Source organism: Lysinibacillus sp. LZ02 (assembly GCF_050613145.1).
Taxonomy (GTDB): domain Bacteria; phylum Bacillota; class Bacilli; order Bacillales_A; family Planococcaceae; genus Lysinibacillus_B.
Window position 1 is genome coordinate 3,294,543 of record NZ_CP192507.1, and the last position, 18,922, is coordinate 3,313,464.

Below are 18,922 nucleotides of genomic sequence, written 5' to 3' on the forward strand. Positions count from 1 at the left end.
AAAGGGAGAGATGGACAAATGGTAATAAAAACAAATATCCGTGCACCACATGGCAACGAATTAACATGTAAAGGTTGGACACAAGAAGCGGCAATGCGTATGTTAATGAACAACCTTGACCCAGAAGTAGCAGAAAATCCGGATGAGTTAGTTGTATATGGGGGGATCGGGAAAGCTGCACGTGACTGGGAAAGCTTCCATAAAATAATTGAAACATTAAAAGAGCTAGAAAATGATGAAACAATGCTTGTGCAATCTGGGAAACCAGTTGCTGTATTCAAAACACATGAAAACGCACCACGCGTGTTAATTGCAAACTCTAACTTAGTGCCAGGATGGGCGAACTGGGAGCACTTCTATAAACTAGAAGAACGCAATTTAATGATGTATGGACAAATGACAGCTGGTAGCTGGATTTACATCGGTGCTCAAGGCATTTTACAAGGAACATACTTAAGCTTTGTAGAAGCTGGAAAGAAAAAATTTGGTACACCAGACCTTCGCGGTAAGTTTATTTTAACTGGTGGTATGGGCGGTATGAGTGGTGCTCAACCATTAGCCGGGAAAATGGCTGGTGCGGTTATCCTTGTTGTCGAAGTAGAACGTGCTCGTATCGAGCGTAAAATAAAAGAAGGCTACTGTGACTATATCGTTGAAACAGTAGACGAAGCAATCGAATTAGTAAACAAATTAACAGCAGCAAAAGAACCTGCATCCATTGGTTTAGTTGGCAACTGTGCAGATGTAAACCGCGAATTATTAAATCGTGGCATCATTCCTGATTTAGTAACAGACCAAACATCCGCACATGATCCAATTAACGGCTATGTGCCAAATGGTATGAGCTACGAAGAGGCGCTAGAACTTCGTAAAAACGAGCCAAAAACATACGAACAAAAAGCGAAAGAGACAATGGCAGAACACGTTCGTACAATGCTTGAGTTCCAAGCAGCAGGTGCCGAAACATTTGACTACGGTAACAACATCCGCGCATATGCACAAGAAATGGGTGTAGAAAATGCCTTTGATTTCCCTGGCTTCGTACCAGCTTACATCCGTCCGCTATTCTGTGAAGGGAAAGGACCATTCCGCTGGGCAGCTCTATCAGGTGATCCAGAAGATATTTATAAAACAGATGCACTAGCAAAAGAAATGTTTGCGGATGATGAAGGGTTAGTTAACTGGATTGACATGGCACAAAAAATGGTCAAATGGCAAGGGCTACCATCTCGTATTTGCTGGCTAGGCTACGGTGACCGTCACCGCTTTGCGCTTCGTGTAAACGAAATGGTAGCAAGCGGTGAATTAAAAGCACCAATCGTATTTGGTCGTGACCACTTAGACTCTGGTTCGGTTGCTTCTCCAAATCGTGAAACAGAAGGTATGCGTGACGGTACAGATGCCGTATCAGACTGGCCATTACTGAACGCGCTTGTGAATACAGCTGGTGGTGCTAGCTGGGTAAGTATTCACCACGGCGGTGGCGTAGGTATGGGTTACTCCCAACATGCTGGGCAAGTTTTAGTAGCAGACGGTTCTCAACTAGCAGCAGACAAAATCAACCGTGTATTAGTATCTGACCCAGGTATGGGGGTTGTACGTCATGCGGATGCTGGTTATGAGATTGCCATTCGTACGGCAAAAGAGAAGGGCGTTAATATGCCAATGTTAAAAGGATGATGCTGATATGCCATTATTAATCAAAAATGCAAATGAAATTGTTACGATGCAAAGTTCCGTAAATGGACCACGTACAGGCAAAGCAATGAGTGAGTTATCTATCATTAAAAATGGCAGTATTTTAGTAGAGGACGATTGCATTATTGCAATTGGCCCTCTCGCTGAAATCCAACAACAATTTGCCGAACAAGTGGCACAGGCAGACATTGTGGACGCAACTGGCAAAGTCGTCATGCCAGGCCTTGTCGATTGCCATACGCACCTTGTCCATGGAGGTACACGTGAACACGAATTAAATATGCGTTTAAGTGGTGCTACCTACATGGAAATTATGAATGCGGGCGGTGGTATTCACTATACAACAACTAAAACACGTGAAGCTTCTTTTGATGAATTATATGAAAAAACAGTTAAAATTTTAAATCAGTTTTTAACATACGGTGTCACAACAATTGAAGCGAAATCAGGCTACGGTTTAGATTGGGAAACAGAAAAAAAGCAGCTGGAAGTAGTAAAAAAATTACAAGAAACACACGAAATCGACCTTGTTTCTACGTTCATGGGTGCCCATGCTGTACCAAGCGAATATAAAGGACGAGAAGATGACTTTGTGGATGTAGTCATTAACGAAATGCTACCGAAAGTTGCGGAGCTCGGTTTAGCAGAATTTAATGATGTTTTCTGTGAAAAAGGCGTCTTCACACCCGAACAATCTCGAAAAATTTTATTAGCTGGGAAGGAATACGGTCTAACACCAAAAATTCATGCGGACGAAATCGAACCGTACGAAGGAGCTGAGCTTGCAGCCGAGCTTGGTGCCATTTCTGCAGAGCACTTATTAGTAGCGTCTGATGAAGGCATTGAAGCGATGGCTAAAGCCGGCACAATTGCCGTACTATTACCGGGAACAGCATTTTTCTTACGCGCCCCTTTTGCACGTGGACGACTAATGATTGATCGCGGTGTACCTGTCGCGATTTCTACCGATTTCAATCCAGGCTCATCACCGACAATTTCTTTACCATTCATCCAAAATTTAGCTTGTATGAATATGGGGATGACAATGGAAGAAGTACTTGTTGCTACAACGATTAACGCCGCCTATGCGATTAATCGGGGTGAAAAAGTTGGCTCTTTAGAAGTTGGTAAAAAAGCCGACATCTTATTGCTCAATGTACCAAACTATAAACAATTGCAATATTTCTACGGCATGAATCATACAGATACAGTCATTAAAGCAGGCGAAGTCGTAGTAAAAGAAGGCGTATTTATTCGATAATAATAGTGATTATAAGTAATAGAATGGGGACACACCAATTCGTCAACATGTAGGCGAATTGGTGTGTCCCCTTCTTTATATACCCTCATTATGGGTTGTTTTTTATTTATTCGCTGATAAATCGGCAAAAGTCGCCGATACCCCATAAGAAACCGCTGATAAAATCCCTAAATTCGCCGATAAAACTCGAGATTCGCTGATAAACAGGTACAATTATTATTAGAGAGGTGCTTTATTAATTCTCTAAACCTTCTTCCGCTTCGCATTACGTCCTAATCCTTCAGGCACAATGACTTTTTGTTCCTTCAATTCATTTAACACGTGATTAATCGTTGCTTCACTGACATCTGGACATGCATTGCGGATATCAACTTTTGTAAAGTACCCTAGTTTCTTTTCAATGAAAAAATATACACGTTGGTTCTTACCACCCTTTTGTGACTCAATAATTCCTACTCGGATTTCTAGGTCTTCATAGGCTGCTACAAATGTACCTAACAAATAATTCACCCATGAATGAGAAAATATCATGGGTATTGTCATGCCAATGAACGGATGATTTTCTTAGCGTTTCGTAATAGTCCTCTTTCGAATCCTCTATAATTTTCTCAAGAATGATATAGCGACCTACTTCAAATCCAAATTGATATAACAGTAATAGTGTCAACAAACGAGCCATACGCCCATTTCCATCATTAAATGGGTGTACCAATAAAAAATCTAAAATAAATACGCTTATTAAAATGAGAGGCTCTACATCGGCTTTTGACACTCTCTCTCGCAATTCTTCACATAATCTCTGCATAGCAGCAGGTGTTTCAAAAGCTGAAACTAGCTAATAAAATAAACATACTCATTTCACAATAAAATGAGTATGTTTATTTAGCTACTCGATGTTCAAATACTTTTCGGTGTACTTTCATCCCATGCTTCCTCATGCTCCCAAAAAGAAGTATTTTACATACATGTTTGTGTCCATTTTGTTAAAGATGTATTTTATATATTGCTTTAAAAGATGAATAGGCATATATTTATGACGAAAGGACGTGTTCAACATGTTAGACCAACATACTATCAACGTTATTAAATCAACAGTTCCTGTTTTAGAAGTACACGGCGTAGCCATTACAAAAACTTTTTATCACAACTTATTTAAAGATAATCCATCATTATTAAATATTTTTAACCATACAAATCAAACAAAAGGTCGTCAGCAAGGCGCTTTAGCCAATACTGTTTATGCAGCAGCGAAGCATATCGACAACTTAGAACCAATCGTACCCGTAGTCGTACAAATCGCACATAAACACGTAAGTCTTGGGGTTTTACCAGAGCATTACCCAATTGTCGGTCAATATTTACTTGCGGCGATTAAAGAAGTACTGGGAGATGCTGCAACAGACGAAATCATCGATGCATGGGCTAAAGCATATGGCGTGATTGCTGATATCTTTATTTCAGTGGAAGAGGATTTATATAAAGCAGCGGAACAAAACGGGGGCTGGCGTGCATTTAAACAGTTCCAAATTGCTCGTACTGTCAAAGAAAGTGATGATGTGACATCTTTCTACTTAACACCAGTAGACGGCTCAAAAGTACCCGCATATCAACCAGGTCAATACGTATCAATTCGCGTAAAAGCACCAGGCGAAGAGTACTTGTTAAATCGTCAATATACATTATCACAACCAAGCAATGCACAGGAATTCCGCATTTCTGTGAAACGTGAAAGCGAGCATAATCCAAAAGGAAAAGTATCAAACTTTTTACACGAGGCAGCGATTGGCACAATCATTGACGTGAGTGCTCCAGCTGGTGTATTCACATACGAGCCGACAAAAGCACCTGTACTATTTATTAGTGGTGGGATTGGGGTTACACCGTTAAATGCGATGTTCCAAACGATCGAAAATAAAGAAAACGTAACGTTCATTCAATGTGCACGTAACGAAAATGTCCTTGCTTTCCATGAGGCCATCCAAAATAAAATGAACACATTAAAGGGCCCAACTGGTTTACGTAAGCTATTCAGTGCGTTCAAAAAAGACAGTAACCCGCATCATCAAGTGTTGTACTCTGACAAAAATGAGTACATCAGTGCGAACGTGCTACGACAAGTCGTCACACAAGATACACAAGTGTACATTTGCGGACCAATACCATTTATGGAAGCAGCCGTGAACGCTTTACATGAGTGCCATATTCCAGACAATCAAATTCACTATGAATTTTTCGGCCCTGCATTACAATTAAATACAAAGTAAAATGGGACTAGCCCTTGCTGAATGTAAGGGCTAGTTTTATTTATTAGTTCTGAATGGAATCCTATCTATTTACTAAGGTCTTATTTATAATTTCACGATTTCGTGCTTCAAAAATTTCATTGTGTGAAGAAACTTTTGCGACTTTATCAGCAGTGGGCTCTAGACTTAGCTTAATATCATTGATGGCATTGATAGCATCTTGAAATGCACCTGTAATTAGGTAAACTTTATTATCATGTTTTGAAATATCACCAACAGCATATATTCCATCAACAGTTGTTAAGCCTTTTCCATTTGTCGTTATATAATATTGGTATTCTGCATCACGTTCTGGATTCACCGTAGCATCAAATGCAAAAGAGTGATCACGATCATAACCATGATTGACTAATACATCATCTACAACGATTGTTGATGTTTCATTTGTCGCTACGTTTTCCAAGATGACTTCTTTAATTTTTGTCTTTTCCTCGTTTGCTACAAGGGATTGGATTTGTGTATTTGTCATAATCGGCACGCCATTTTCTTCTAAATAGCGAATTTGTGCCTCATGAGCAGATAAATTTTCTCCACGGTAAATGACAGTAATGTGTTTAGCAATGCCGATTAAATCTTTAGCCCAATCAATAGCAGAATTTCCTCCACCTGAAATTAATAGCGATTTATTTTTAAAGCTCTGAATACCTCGAATCGTATAATGCAGATTGGACACCTCGTATTTTTCAGCACCTTCGACATGTAATTTAATAGGACTAATGATTCCTCCACCTACTGCCACAACTACCTTTTTTGAAAAATGCTTTTCACCTGTGCTTGTCTCGATCACAAATAAACCATCTTTCTTCGTTACTAAATCCACCTTTGTATTTAAGCAAACAGTTGGATTAAATGTTAAGCCTTGTTCTATTAGATTTTCAATCACTTTTTGAGCAGGTGTAGCGGTTAAACCACCAATATCCCAAATGATTTTTTCAGGATAGACATGCAATTTCCCACCTAAAGTAGGTTTATATTCAATAATTTTCGTTTTTAAGTCTCGTAAACCTGCGTAAAATGCGCTATAAAGTCCACTTGGTCCGCCACCGATAATCGTAATATCATAGATGTTATCCATTCAAAACACTCCTATCTAATTTATCCAAAGTCTTCAGCTACAAGGGTTTGGTTTTTACACATGCCAAATTTATTATGATGTCGTCCAATTGGTACTACACATGGAGATTCTGATATCGGATCTTGTATGACCATACAATCGAGACCAAAAATATCTTTGATTAATGAACTTGTAATGACTTCAACTGGTGTGCCTTCCGCAATGAGTTTGCCTTTGTGTAGCGCAAAAATATGGTCTGCATAACGTGCGGATAGGTTAATATCATGAAGAACCATTACAATCGTTGTACCATATTTTTTATTTAAGTCCGTCAACATATCGAGTATTTCTATTTGATATGTAATATCTAAATACGTTGTCGGCTCATCTAAAAATAGGATATCCGTCTGTTGTGCCAGTGCCATCGCAATCCAAACACGCTGTCGTTGTCCACCAGAAAGCTCATCAATATGGCAATCAGCGAATTCCGTAATATTCATGATTTCCATTGCCTCTGCCACTGCTTCATAATCTTTCTTCGTCCAGCTCTTTAAAAAGGTATGATGCGGAAATCTTCCTCTTCCAACTAAGTCCGCAACGGTAATGCCCTCTGGTACTATCGGGGATTGCGGTAAAAGCCCTAACACACGTGCTAATTGCTTTGGTGGAATTTTATGAATTGGTTTGCCATCTAGTAAAACTTGTCCAGACGTAGGCTTTATTAACCGCGCCATCGTTTTTAACAGCGTCGATTTCCCACACCCATTCGCCCCAATAATAATGCTAATTTCATTGCTGGGAATGGTTACGTCTATGCCATGTAAAATCGTTTTATTGTCATATCCAGCAGTGACATGTTCAGCTTGAAATGTGTGTGTTGGTTTCATTATAGATCTCCCTTTCGATTGATTCGGATTAATAAGTAAATCAAGTAAGGTGCACCGAGAATGCCGGTAATCACTCCTACAGGATATCTAGTAACAAAGGCAAATTGACCAATTAGATCCGCTGCCAGTACTAAAATAATCCCGATTAGACCGGCTGGAATGATATTTGAAAATCCAACACCAACTAATTTCTTTGCAATTGGCCCTGAAAGGAATGCAACAAATGCAATCGGACCTGTTGTCGCTGTAGCTAGCGCAATAATCAGTACTGAGCTGATGATCAGTATGAGCCTTGTCTTATTTGTATCTACACCAAGTGATGTAGCTGCTTGCTCACCTAACTCGAGCATTTCTAATCGTTTACCGAAGAAAATAAGGATCGGCGCAAAAATACAAACTGTCATCATTAGCGGATAAAGAGTCTCCATCTTTGCACCATTTAAGCTACCACTAAGCCACCGCATTGCAGTTGGAATATCGTGCGTTTTACCAATTAACATTAAATACGAAATGAAGGCATTTAACATTGCCTGTATACCGATACCGATTAAAATGAGCCTTCCAATTGAAAACGATGATCCTTTCGACAGCGCATAAATGATTAACACCGTTGCAAGCCCACCCACAACGGAAGCAATCGAAACCATCGTATTGCTCGCCTGCAACACAATGATGCAAAAAACGGCCGCTGCACTTGAGCCAGCTGTTATACCGATGACATTTGGATTCGCTAAAGGATTACGTAGCATCGTTTGAAATATATAGCCCCCAACACCAAAGGCAAATCCTGCAAATACCCCTGCAATCATACGCGGCAAACGGATTGTACCAACGGCAAATGATGCCCCCTTAACTTGTTCACCTAGCAACACGCTGATTACATCTTTTACAGGATAAATCGTATTACCAAGCATAAGCATTGTGCTACAAAGTGCTAACGCAATCACCGCTAATATCGATGTCACGAATAGAAAGCGGCGCCGTCTTCGTAATCTCGAGTTCATTATAGAATTCATTGTTTCATTCATCATAATGCACGCATTTTCGCTTTCATTGTAATTAAAATTAATATTGGCGCCCCAACAAATGCCGTCACGATGCCAACCTCTAGCTCACCAGGACTACCGAGTAGCCTGCCACAAACATCTGAGATTGTTAAAATAATCGCCCCTGAAAGTGCTGATAGTGGGATAACATAGCGTAAATCAGGTCCAATGACGAGTCGAATGAGATGGGTAGCGAGTAAACCAATAAAGCTAATTGGCCCTGCCAATGCCGTTGCAGCACCGCATAATAATACGCCCCCAAATGCTCCAGCAAGTCGAATCGTACCGGTGCGTACGCCTAAACCTGTTGCGACATCCTCTCCTAATGCTAATGCATTTAATGCTGGTGCCGTGATGATGGCTATGACAATTCCTACTATTAAAAAAGGTGCAAATAGAGAAATAGAATCCCAGTTTCCTGCCCCAACACTGCCAACTTGCCAAAACCTAAATTGGTCCATTACATTCGTACGAGGGATCATCACTGCAACGACGAGTGAAGATAGTATTGCACTTGTCGCCGCACCTGCTAAAACGAGTTTAAGAGGTGTAGCACCGCCACTTCCCATCGAACCAATGCCAAATACAAAAATAGCAGTAATAATCGCCCCCGCTATTGCCAGCCAAATATACTGATTTGCCGAACTAATATTGAAAAAGGCGATTCCGCAAACGACAAAAAGAGATGCCCCTGTATTCACACCTAATATACTTGGATCTGCAATAGGATTGCGTGTAACTGATTGCATGAGTGCACCTGAAACACCTAATGCAGCACCACACATCAAACTAAATATCGTCCTCACAATTCTTTGCCGAACTACATTGGCCTCATGAGACTGGGCGTCTGGATGGAATAAACCATCCAGAACATCAGTCCAATCGACCATCCGAGAGCCAAATGCAAGCGAGGCTAAAATACATACTCCGAATAAAATCAGTAGGAGTATGAGAACTTTCGTAAAATTACGTGGAAGAAGTACCTGCTTTTTTTCTGAAACGGATGATATGTTCATGTTATTTCATCTTTTTCGCAACATCTGAGATTAATGATAAGTACTCATCAATTGTATATTGAATTGATAATGGGTTTGGATTGCCCGCGGCTGCTAATGGCGTGTTATCTTCAATAATCACTACAGAACCATTTTGAATTGCCGGTACTTTTCCTAAAATAGGATCAGCTTGAAGTGCTTTTAATGTATTGCCATCACCATAGGCAACAAAGAGCTCTGTATCATTTAACGTATCCGCATTCTCAGCACTTAATTCGATATAGAAGCTAGATTCATCTGTAATTTGGGCTTTAATACCTTCTGGATAAACCATCCCTATTTCTTCAAGGAATTCTCCACGAGGATCCCCTGGTGTGTAAATATAAAACTTTGATAAGTCAGTAACATTGAACATAGCAAACGCAGCTTTTTTCCCTTTAATTTCAGGGTGTTCATTTGCCTTATCTTGAATTAATTTTTCAGTATCAGCAATTAGCTGTTTACCTTCTTCTTCCATACCCATACCTTTCGCGTTGTATAAAATTTGGTCACGCCATGTAATGACCCATGGAATTTCTGGATATGCCACAACAGGAGCAATTTTACTTAACGTATCATATTCTTCCTGTGTAATACCTGAGTATGCTGCAAGAATGACATCTGGATTTGAATCTGCAATCGCTTCGAAATCTAAGCCGTCAGTATCTTGATAAATGTTTGGATTGGCTTCACCAAGTTCTTTTAATTTTTCAGCAGTCCAAGGTAACATACCGCTATCGTCTTGAACACCATAGTTTGCCGCTGAGAAACCTACTGGTACAACGTCTAATGCAAGTGCCACATCATGGTTTGCCCAAGCCACTGTTGCCACACGCTCAGGCTTTTCTTCAATTACAGTTTCGCCAAATGCGTGTTTAATGACGATTGGATACCCAGTTGCTGTTTCTTCTGAATCCGTGTTTTGAGATTTCGATGTATCAGCTTCTTCTGAGCTAGATTCCTTATCTGCACAACCAACAAGTGCAAGAGAAAGAATTGAAATTAATAACATTGCAAAAAACGAAAAATATCGTTTTGAATTCATTTTAAATTCACTCCTCAATCTTTTAATTGATATTGATTATCATTACCAAAATTACTATATATCCTATAAAATAGCTTGTCAATATATAATTCAAAAATATAATATATGGTAATATTGCGCTCGTTATTTAATTTTGAACTAATTTCCCGGTAAATAAAAAAAGACAGCTTTCAACCTTTGAATGTATGTAACACTTTAGTATTTTTGCTGAGTGATTGTTGGAGCGAATCATTTTAATGAGGAAAAGACAGTAGTTTTTAATTGGGGTAGCTAGCATGTTCATTACGATATTGGGTAGTTGGAAGTTATTTCAACACCCCTTCCAAGATTAACAGTGAAAAGGCTATTAATTGATTATATTAAAAGTACACCCTTAGCAGGTTGGAAATTGTTTTTAAAGCTGGGGCTTCAGCAGGTGTGTTCACATACAAACCTGTACTATAATTAAATACGCAGTGAACTAGAGCTAGCCCTTGCAAAGAGCAAAGGCTAGTTTTATTTTTACCTATTTCTTCACGTACGGCTTGCCCCAGTACAAATCGCTATATGAAATCTACTGCACATGGAGAAAATATATTGGTTTTCTAGAAATAAAGCAATTTCCTTAATTCTGAACCTTTTAATCCTCCCCCCTTTCTCTCTGTTGACAATTTAAGAAGATACTAAAAAATCCTTTTATATATTTTTTCTGTATGTAACGGACAATAAATACGCTTTTTATTAAAATTCAACCCGCAATGTAAATTTTTTGTTAAGATGTAAAGTGTATTTATTATTTAAGTAAACTAATGTAAATTCACTATACCTTTTTTTGATTATAAATATGTTTAATATACGATTCACTAACATATATAATTACTATTTCAAAAACGTACACTAAAAAACAGTTGGGAGGATTCCCTTTGTCGAGTAAGCTAAAAGAGTTATATGATATTGAAGCTGCATTAAATGCTACTACCATATTAGCCATAACCGATACGAAAGGTAAGATTATCTTTGCTAACGAGAAATTTTGTGAAATTTCAAAGTATCCTTTAGAAGAATTGATTGGGAAAACGCATAAAATTATAAACTCAGGTTACCATGAACCACAATTTTTCAAAAATTTGTGGCAAACCATTTCCAAGGGGCAAACATGGCGAGGCGAAATTCAAAACAAAACTAAAGACGGGACCCTTTACTGGGTGGATACATACATTATTCCTTTTCTCAATGATCAGGGGCAGCCTTATCAATACGTTTCCATTCGTCACGACATTACAGAACGAAAATTATTAGAGCATAAAATTCAACAGCAACTTATTATCGACTCGATCACGGGTTTACCTAATACGTATTATTTAAAAACGTCGGTCGAAAAGCTAATGATCACGAATGAAGAAATGACATTACTTTGTATCAATGTCGATGATTTTAAAAGTTTTAATGAGAGTTTAGGAAATTTTGAAGCCGATCAGATTTTACGTTCAATCGGTGAAAAATTGGCTGAAATCGTAAAAGGCGAACGAAACATACTAGCCAAAACGTATGGTGATGAATTTGCACTAGTTGTTTTAGGAGATGCTCCATCTGCGCGGGTAGTCATTCAAAAGATATTTAAACTATTTGAAAAGCCCATTAGATATGGAGAGATTGATTATTATATTACGATTTCCATGGGTGCTGTTCATTACCCTACCTATGCAACCTGCTATGAAGAGCTATTTCAACATGCAAATCGTGCCTTGCAACTCGCAAAGTTAAATGGTAAAAATACATTTATCTTCTTTAATGACAGCATCATTGAAGATACGAATCGACGTTTAGAGCTAAAAAATTTACTATATGAAGCTATACAAAATAAACGCTTTACGATGGCTTATCAACCTCAATATAACAATCAAGGCGAATTGACTAGCTTTGAAGCGCTTGTTCGGTGGCATGATCCAATACAAGGAGTTATTTCTCCTGGAGAATTTATCCCGATTGCAGAGCGCACCGGTTTAATCATCCCTTTAGGCTACTTATTATTTGAGCTTGTCTTGCAAGAGTTTCACTCGCTTCAACTAGCCGTTGGGCAGAAAATACAAGTCGCTTTCAACCTTTCACTAAAGCAATTTTTTGATACAAACCTAACGAACCATCTTATTTCTTTATGCGAAGTGTATAAGGTCGATCCACATGATATTAAATTGGAAATCACAGAGAGCGTCGCTGCAACAAATATAGAGAATGTGATTCACATTATTTCTAAGCTTCGGTCATTAGGCATGGAGGTTGCACTAGATGATTATGGTACGGGCTTTTCAAGCTTACAATACTTAAAAGATTTCCAAATTAATTGTATTAAAATTGATCAAAGTTTTGTAAAAGATTTATTAATACATCCTTCAAACAAAGCCATTATTAATAGTACAATTCAGATGGCTCATGAGCTTGGTTTTACCGTACTAGCAGAAGGGGTAGAAACAAAAGAACAATACGATTATTTAAAAAAGAAAGGGTGCGATAGTTTTCAAGGCTATTTTTTAGGGAAGCCACAGCCGTTAAGCTATTATCAACAGGTGCAATAAATCCCTAAAAATAGAGATCACGTTAATTTGAAAAATCCACTTGAAGCATTTTTGGTGATTCCTAATTTTTTATTCTTTGTATTGTTATTTTCAATACTGAAATACTTAAAAGGAGAATTTCCCCTCTTCATGAGGAAATTCTCCTTTCTAATACTAGTAAAACAACCTCATGTAATTCGTGTTCCTCAGACCAAGATTTTGCCTCCAACTTCCTTCAGATTCCACGTCACCTTGGACACCCATACTTTCGGCTAGTGGTTCACATACTCCAACGCCCACAGTGAACTTTCATCACCTAGTTGAGGACATGCCCGGCACCTAAAAAAAGTGCATTTATTTCAATGCACTTTTCGTAAATAGTATTAATTCTTCGTATTGAGCATCGATCTCTTCTTGCGTCGGAGTATCATACAAATATAATTGTTCTGCAGTAGATTCGATTAGCCCTATTAATATTCGGGAAGTGCGTGCACAATCAATATTTTGTCGAATTTCTCCTTTTCTGACTGACTCGTCTAATAACTTATACACCCAATCATAAAATGGAGAATAGATTGACTCCCATTGTTTTAAATGCTCGCTCTGTGCTAAACCTGCATAGAGAACAGCAAATAATTCTTTTTTTTGCTCTGTTATCGAAAAGACAGCTTTTACAAGTTGTTCAATTTTATCATCAAAATCATGTGATAAATCGACGCTTGAGTGGATACCTTTCATAATTTCTTCAACAGCAAATTTTGCGATTTCTGGCATTACCGAAAATTTAGATGGAAAGTATAAATAAAATGTACCTTGCGCTATGCCTGCCGCTTTTACAATGTCAGATATTTTAGTGCTTTCTACCCCCTTTGTCATAAACTGTTCAATCGTTGCTTCAATAATTTTTTGTTTTTTATCCAATGTAATACCACCCCATATTCATTGAATGATTCTCATTCATAGTTACTTTCATCTTAACGAAAATTAAAGGAAAGAACAATGAACATATTCTTTTTCATCTTGATCGATAAGCGAAAAAAAGAGCAAGAAAATATTCTGTGCTCTCTCATCTATTACGAAACATATTTTAACCCGGAAACACCGATCACAATAACAATAACAGCGACAATTCGTCCCATGCTTTTTGATTCTCCAAAAAACAGCATATTAATTAGGACAGCTGCTATCGTACCTATACCGATCCACACTGCATAGGCAATACTAACTTGTAAATAATCAAACGAAGCATATAAAAAGTAAAATGCCCCACTGAATCCAGCGATTAAAATAAATGCGTTTATAAAATTTTTCGTTGTACTAAATTTTTTTAAACCAATTACGCCGACTGTCTCTAAAATAGCTGCTAAAAATACAAATAACCATCCCAATTATGCCGCCTCCTTTTGAAGTTTTCGTTCAGAAATTGTATCCGCAATATTTAACATCATCACCCCAATGACAATTACACATATAAATACAATTTTCATAGCAGTAAAACTCTCATTGAATATAAAAATATCCATTAATGCGGTACCTACTGTACCTGCAGCTGCAAATATGGCATATACCGTACCGGTCGGTAAACCTTCACAAGCTTTAGAAAGAAACCAAAAATCCACAGCAATGATCGGTATTATGATTGCCCAATGCCACCATGTACTAGCAACATTAAAACCAAAAATCCATAATAATTCGCATAAACTGGTCAATACAACATACATCCACGACTTATTCATCTTTAACCTCCTCGTATTACTATTTATTGTTGAAGAATTGTTTACTGTTAACTTAGGGTAACAACCCATAAAATGAATGACGTTCATTCATAATTTATCCTAGATAATTATGAAAGTCAAATTTATAGTTTTAGATTTATTTGATTGGGACAGATTTTAAAATGAATGTACCACTATTGCGGTTTAGAGAAGTTGAGTCGTATGATACACTAAAAATATAATCAGCAATGGCAGGCGTTCAATACTTATACATACTTTCAAAGGAGCAAACACATGGCTGGAAGACAAATTAATCCTAAATTAATTCACGCTTTAACAAATCAAGATCTCGCAACTATTCCACTATCCCCTACGTTTAAATATTTAAAGGGGACGTATGTAAAATCAATTACCGACAATAGAGAAAAAATAATCAGTGGTACGCCGAAAAATGAAGTAATGTTACAGTGTAAACACTGTAACCAAAAAGGCAAATATAACGTTGGAACACTATATATTAATATTGACGAAAAAAATGAAAACACACGAAAGACAGCGCAAAAAATGCAAATGACTGGATATTTTCGTTGTAAGCACTGTAATACCGCTGGAGAATGGGAAGATTCATCGGAGCTCTATATGATGGGTATTGCCGCATTACTAACACCTAACCTTGAAAATAATTTTGTTCAATTTGGCGAAATGCAACTGTTCGATGGAACAAAACCAAAATATTGTACAGATGGAGAAGAACACCTGTTAAATAAAATTGCAGCAGCACCGAACAACGCCTTACTGTGGAATAAACTTGGCAATCTCTATTCTATAGGTGCACGCCCTGAACTAGCAATGGCGGCATTTGAAAAATCAATTGAAATCGACCCCAATCAAACGGAATCACACTTTTCAATGGCTAACATACTCATGGACATTAAAGATTATTCGAATTCTCTGCACCATCTTCATCAAATGATCTTAGCCGCTGAGCATTATAAACATATTGAAGCAAATCATTTAAGAGATTTATTGGCGCACGCCATCTGCTCAAGCTTTATCATTAATGCAGAATCGAAAGGGAGATTACCGGCTCTCCCTACACAAGAACAATTAGACGCCATAGGTAAAGATGTGAATTTGGCTACCGAACAACTTATAGCAGGCATTGAACTTTCATCAGACGACCTTACTTCCTTCTATCCACTCGCCGAAGCCTTTATGGGCAAACGAGCTCAGGAACTTTTAAAGTGAGTGGTGAATTTGTTACTCAAAAATAGGGATGTTGTTCATTGTATAACTACTTGGCACCAAACTTAAACCTACTCATTTCTCAATAAATCAGTAGGTTTATTTTATAATGAACATATTCAAAACCAATAAAACGAATGGTTCTATAAAGATACTATAACTAAAAAGGAGAACTTCCCTCTTCATGAGGAAATTCTCCTTTCTACTAACAGTGAACGTATCGTTACTCTATTGGCTTTAAATCTTCAATCGAGTCGATGTCCATATATGTCGGCACAACAAATCCAGTCTGTGTACCTTTTAAGTTCTCACCTAAATCCACTACGTCTTCCTTATGTTTTTCATAAAAAGAATGGTGTGTTGACGGTAACCAAGGAGCGACAGTGGCATCCGCTTCACCTGTAGCGATTGCTTGGAACATAATGGCCGGATCAACTGGTGTCACGGTGACATCGTAGCCTAATTGTTCTAATACGGCCTCCACCACACTACTTGAAGCCCTTTCTGTATCCCATGGAGTTGAAACGATTTCAATTTCTTTTCCATCTACTTTGTTGATCCCTTCTGTCCATTCATTTACTCTATCTTGGTTTTCTTCTATCCAGTTCATTGCCGCTTCCTCAAAGGAAACGTTTTGTGCATCATACATAACCGCTTCCATATCTTCTGGTTCCCAATAAAATCGATCCAGAATGGTATACGCATCAGGGTAGTCCGTTTCAAAACCTTTACGGACAAGCGTATTGATATTTTCCATTCCACCTAATGTCCCTTTAGGGTCTTCCAAAAATTTTAAATCATATGCCGAGAACTTCCAGTGCGGTGTCCATCCGGTAATAATAATGGGTTCTTCATTTCTAATCGCTTGTTCCAATGAACCTAACATGCCCGCTGTTGAACTTTCTACAAGTTCCCAACCGTGTAAGTTTTCATATTCCTCTAACGTATTTCTTGAAAGCTCCGTTAACCCTGCTCCAGGTTCAATACCTGTGATTTTATAATCTATTTGTTCCCCTATGCTTACAGAATCTCCTGTTGCATTCTCGCTATTTTGATTCCCCTCTTCATCACCACACCCGGTTAATAGTAATGAAACCGCTAACCCGAAAGTGACTCCTACCGACTTGAATTTTATCATTTTTTATATCCCCCTTAATTACAAAACTTAGCTTTTCGATGAAAGACTTTCATCATAAAATTTTACTCAGTCTTAAAAGCAACAACTTAATATTAACAACAGGTTGTTACTTTTGTCAATGAAATCCAGTTTTTTTAATGTGCTAAGAACTTCTACTTGGTAGGGTATTTGATTCAGAAATAGCAAACGTATACTTATATGAAAAATATGTGATTCTTCGTGAAAGCTGATGATTTATAACAAGAGGGAAACTCAAATTTAGCATTCCGCTCGTATCCAGTTTTTAGTCGTATATGTAGTGAAGGCTTACTTATCGACAGGTTTCTTTGTAAATTCAATAATTCATTAAATATAGTGTATAATGCATTTTAAAGGAAGTAACGGTAGCTTAAGTAACGGAATTTTAACTGTAAAATCTGTTTAAGGGGGATGTAACTATGAGTGAAAAAATTACATTTGCGCCAATTAGCTATACTGGTTGGGGTTCGTTAGAGCATTTAGCACAAGAGGTACAACGCTTTAATGCCAAAAAAGCGATTATTGTCACAGATCCATTTTTAAAAAATATGGGTATGACTGATAAAGTAACGAAACCATTAGAAGTATTAGGGTGTGCTTATGAAATTTATACAGATGTTGTACCAGAGCCTCCATTAGCCATTGGTGAAAAGTTAGCGAGTTTCACACGTGAACATCAATTTGATTTAATAATCGGTCTTGGTGGTGGTAGTGCCCTAGATTTAGCAAAGTTAGCGGGCGTTATGGCAACACATGAAGGAAAAGTAGAAGAATACCTAAACTTAACAGGTACAAAAACATTAAATAATAAAGGTCTTGCAACAATCTTAATTCCAACAACAGCAGGAACAGGCTCAGAAATCACAAATATTTCGGTACTCTCTCTTGAAACGACAAAAGACGTTATATCGCACGATTATTTACTAGCTGATGTTGCTATCGTAGATCCACAATTAACGGTGACTGTACCTCCAAAAATTACAGCCGCAACAGGTATTGACGCTCTGACACATGCAGTAGAAGCATATGTATCAGTGAATGCAAGTCCAGTATCCGATGCATTAGCATTGCAAGCCATTCGCTTAATTAGCTCTTCATTACGAACAGCTGTTGAAAATGGTCAGGATAAAGACGCTCGTACAAAAATGAGCTATGGTAGCTATCTTGCTGGTTTAGCCTTTTTCAATGCTGGTGTTGCGGGCGTTCATGCATTAGCGTATCCATTAGGTGGACAATTCCATATTGCACATGGGGATTCAAATGCAGTACTTTTACAATATGTGATGGGTTATATTCGTAGTAGCTGTGAAAAACGTATGAAGGATATTTATGAAGCAATGGGCTTCAGTGCAACGAATTTATCACAAGAAGAAGCCTCTTATGCATGTGTTCATGAATTAAAACGGCTTGTTGCAGATGTAAATATTCCATTAACATTGAAAGGGTTTAATATTCCTGAAAACGCCCTTGATTTATTAACAGAAGACGCAACAAAGCAAACGCGCATTTTAGCCCGTAGTCCCCTCCCATTAGAAAAAGAAGATATTTATACTATTTACCGTGCAGCATTTAACGGTGAAATTGTTGAAAAATAAGTTTTTTTATTATTAAAACTACAAGAAGAGAAGCGAGCAATTCCTTATTCTAGGGGTGCCTGCTTCTCTATTTAATTGCTTTTATAATCGATAATGATAAACCTAATTAATAAAGATGTAGATTTATAATAAAGACTACTAACATTTATTTGAAATGAAATTTTTCTTAAGTTTACACTTATGTGGCTTCAGCTCCGAGTAACATGATGTTGCTCATAAAGGCGGTACCACAGGACGTGGTGATCTTGGCTTTTGTTCTTGAGTCACAGAAAGCTTTGCTCTGTAGTGAAAGGGCTCCCGTCTTGACCTAGCAACATTTCTATTTTCAACTCTAAAACTGGTTAACAACTCA

The 18,922-nt window shown here is 37.9% G+C and carries 17 protein-coding genes; 6 read left to right on the forward strand and 11 right to left on the reverse strand.

Going from position 1 to position 18,922, the window contains the following annotated elements:
• Positions 1 to 18 precede the first annotated feature (18 nt).
• Both hutU and hutI read left to right on the forward strand, forming a co-directional pair.
• Positions 19 to 1,680 (forward strand): urocanate hydratase, encoded by a 1,662-nt coding sequence (gene hutU, locus ACQQ2I_RS15945; protein ID WP_431027753.1) that lies wholly within the window; start codon positions 19 to 21, stop codon positions 1,678 to 1,680.
• Positions 1,681 to 1,687: 7 nt separating this feature from the next.
• Positions 1,688 to 2,959 (forward strand): imidazolonepropionase, encoded by a 1,272-nt coding sequence (gene hutI, locus ACQQ2I_RS15950; protein ID WP_431027754.1) that lies wholly within the window; start codon positions 1,688 to 1,690, stop codon positions 2,957 to 2,959.
• Between the two features lie 243 nt (positions 2,960 to 3,202).
• On the opposite strand, the gene ACQQ2I_RS15955 is transcribed toward hutI, so the two are convergent.
• Positions 3,203 to 3,460, reverse strand: a complete 258-nt coding sequence (locus ACQQ2I_RS15955) for a hypothetical protein (protein WP_431027756.1) — start codon at positions 3,458 to 3,460, stop codon at positions 3,203 to 3,205.
• On the reverse strand, positions 3,432 to 3,764 hold the full coding sequence (locus ACQQ2I_RS15960) for a Fic family protein (protein WP_431027757.1): 333 nt from the start codon (positions 3,762 to 3,764) through the stop codon (positions 3,432 to 3,434). The genes ACQQ2I_RS15955 and ACQQ2I_RS15960 overlap by 29 nt, the downstream gene beginning before the upstream one ends.
• A gap of 250 nt (positions 3,765 to 4,014) precedes the next feature.
• Between ACQQ2I_RS15960 and hmpA the strand changes: the two genes are divergently transcribed.
• Positions 4,015 to 5,223, forward strand: a complete 1,209-nt coding sequence (gene hmpA / locus ACQQ2I_RS15965; protein WP_431027758.1) for an NO-inducible flavohemoprotein — start codon at positions 4,015 to 4,017, stop codon at positions 5,221 to 5,223.
• Positions 5,224 to 5,284: 61 nt separating this feature from the next.
• Here the strand turns inward: hmpA and ACQQ2I_RS15970 are convergent, their stop codons facing one another.
• Genes ACQQ2I_RS15970 through ACQQ2I_RS15990 form a run of 5 tightly spaced genes read right to left on the reverse strand, consistent with a single transcriptional unit; the run spans position 5,285 to position 10,328 of the window.
• Complete coding sequence (locus ACQQ2I_RS15970) at positions 5,285 to 6,337, reverse strand: NAD(P)/FAD-dependent oxidoreductase (protein ID WP_431027760.1); 1,053 nt, start codon at positions 6,335 to 6,337, stop codon at positions 5,285 to 5,287.
• A gap of 20 nt (positions 6,338 to 6,357) precedes the next feature.
• Complete coding sequence (locus tag ACQQ2I_RS15975; RefSeq protein ID WP_431027761.1) at positions 6,358 to 7,203, reverse strand: ABC transporter ATP-binding protein; 846 nt, start codon at positions 7,201 to 7,203, stop codon at positions 6,358 to 6,360.
• Positions 7,203 to 8,234, reverse strand: a complete 1,032-nt coding sequence (locus ACQQ2I_RS15980; RefSeq protein WP_431027762.1) for a FecCD family ABC transporter permease — start codon at positions 8,232 to 8,234, stop codon at positions 7,203 to 7,205. Before ACQQ2I_RS15980 ends, ACQQ2I_RS15975 begins: the two co-directional genes overlap by 1 nt.
• The gene (locus ACQQ2I_RS15985) at positions 8,231 to 9,265 is read right to left on the reverse strand and encodes a FecCD family ABC transporter permease (protein ID WP_431027763.1); all 1,035 of its coding nucleotides are present in this window, start codon (positions 9,263 to 9,265) and stop codon (positions 8,231 to 8,233) included. The genes ACQQ2I_RS15980 and ACQQ2I_RS15985 overlap by 4 nt, the downstream gene beginning before the upstream one ends.
• A gap of 1 nt (position 9,266) precedes the next feature.
• Positions 9,267 to 10,328 carry an iron-siderophore ABC transporter substrate-binding protein gene (locus tag ACQQ2I_RS15990; protein WP_431027764.1) on the reverse strand — a complete coding sequence of 354 codons (1,062 nt, stop codon included), beginning with the start codon at positions 10,326 to 10,328 and terminating at the stop codon, positions 9,267 to 9,269.
• 902 nt (positions 10,329 to 11,230) lie between these two features.
• On the opposite strand from ACQQ2I_RS15990, the gene ACQQ2I_RS15995 reads away from it, so the two are divergent.
• Positions 11,231 to 12,880, forward strand: coding sequence for a sensor domain-containing protein (locus tag ACQQ2I_RS15995; RefSeq protein ID WP_431027765.1), 1,650 nt, complete (start codon positions 11,231 to 11,233; stop codon positions 12,878 to 12,880).
• Between the two features lie 333 nt (positions 12,881 to 13,213).
• On the opposite strand, the gene ACQQ2I_RS16000 is transcribed toward ACQQ2I_RS15995, so the two are convergent.
• The 3 genes from ACQQ2I_RS16000 to ACQQ2I_RS16010 all read right to left on the reverse strand — a co-directional run bounded on the left by ACQQ2I_RS16000 (position 13,214) and on the right by ACQQ2I_RS16010 (position 14,595).
• A complete protein-coding gene (locus ACQQ2I_RS16000; RefSeq protein WP_431027766.1) occupies positions 13,214 to 13,780 on the reverse strand; it encodes a TetR family transcriptional regulator in 567 nt (188 codons plus the stop codon).
• Positions 13,781 to 13,932: 152 nt separating this feature from the next.
• Complete coding sequence (locus tag ACQQ2I_RS16005) at positions 13,933 to 14,247, reverse strand: DMT family transporter (RefSeq protein ID WP_431027767.1); 315 nt, start codon at positions 14,245 to 14,247, stop codon at positions 13,933 to 13,935.
• Positions 14,248 to 14,595, reverse strand: coding sequence for a DMT family transporter (locus tag ACQQ2I_RS16010; RefSeq protein WP_431027768.1), 348 nt, complete (start codon positions 14,593 to 14,595; stop codon positions 14,248 to 14,250).
• 273 nt (positions 14,596 to 14,868) lie between these two features.
• On the opposite strand from ACQQ2I_RS16010, the gene ACQQ2I_RS16015 reads away from it, so the two are divergent.
• On the forward strand, positions 14,869 to 15,822 hold the full coding sequence (locus ACQQ2I_RS16015; RefSeq protein ID WP_431027769.1) for a tetratricopeptide repeat protein: 954 nt from the start codon (positions 14,869 to 14,871) through the stop codon (positions 15,820 to 15,822).
• A gap of 220 nt (positions 15,823 to 16,042) precedes the next feature.
• Here ACQQ2I_RS16015 and ACQQ2I_RS16020 read toward each other — a convergent pair whose 3' ends face one another.
• Positions 16,043 to 16,957 (reverse strand): glycine betaine ABC transporter substrate-binding protein, encoded by a 915-nt coding sequence (locus ACQQ2I_RS16020; RefSeq protein WP_431027770.1) that lies wholly within the window; start codon positions 16,955 to 16,957, stop codon positions 16,043 to 16,045.
• Positions 16,958 to 17,394: 437 nt separating this feature from the next.
• Between ACQQ2I_RS16020 and ACQQ2I_RS16025 the strand changes: the two genes are divergently transcribed.
• Positions 17,395 to 18,570: an iron-containing alcohol dehydrogenase gene (locus ACQQ2I_RS16025; protein ID WP_431027771.1), complete on the forward strand. Its 1,176-nt coding sequence runs from the start codon at positions 17,395 to 17,397 to the stop codon at positions 18,568 to 18,570.
• Positions 18,571 to 18,922 lie beyond the last annotated feature (352 nt).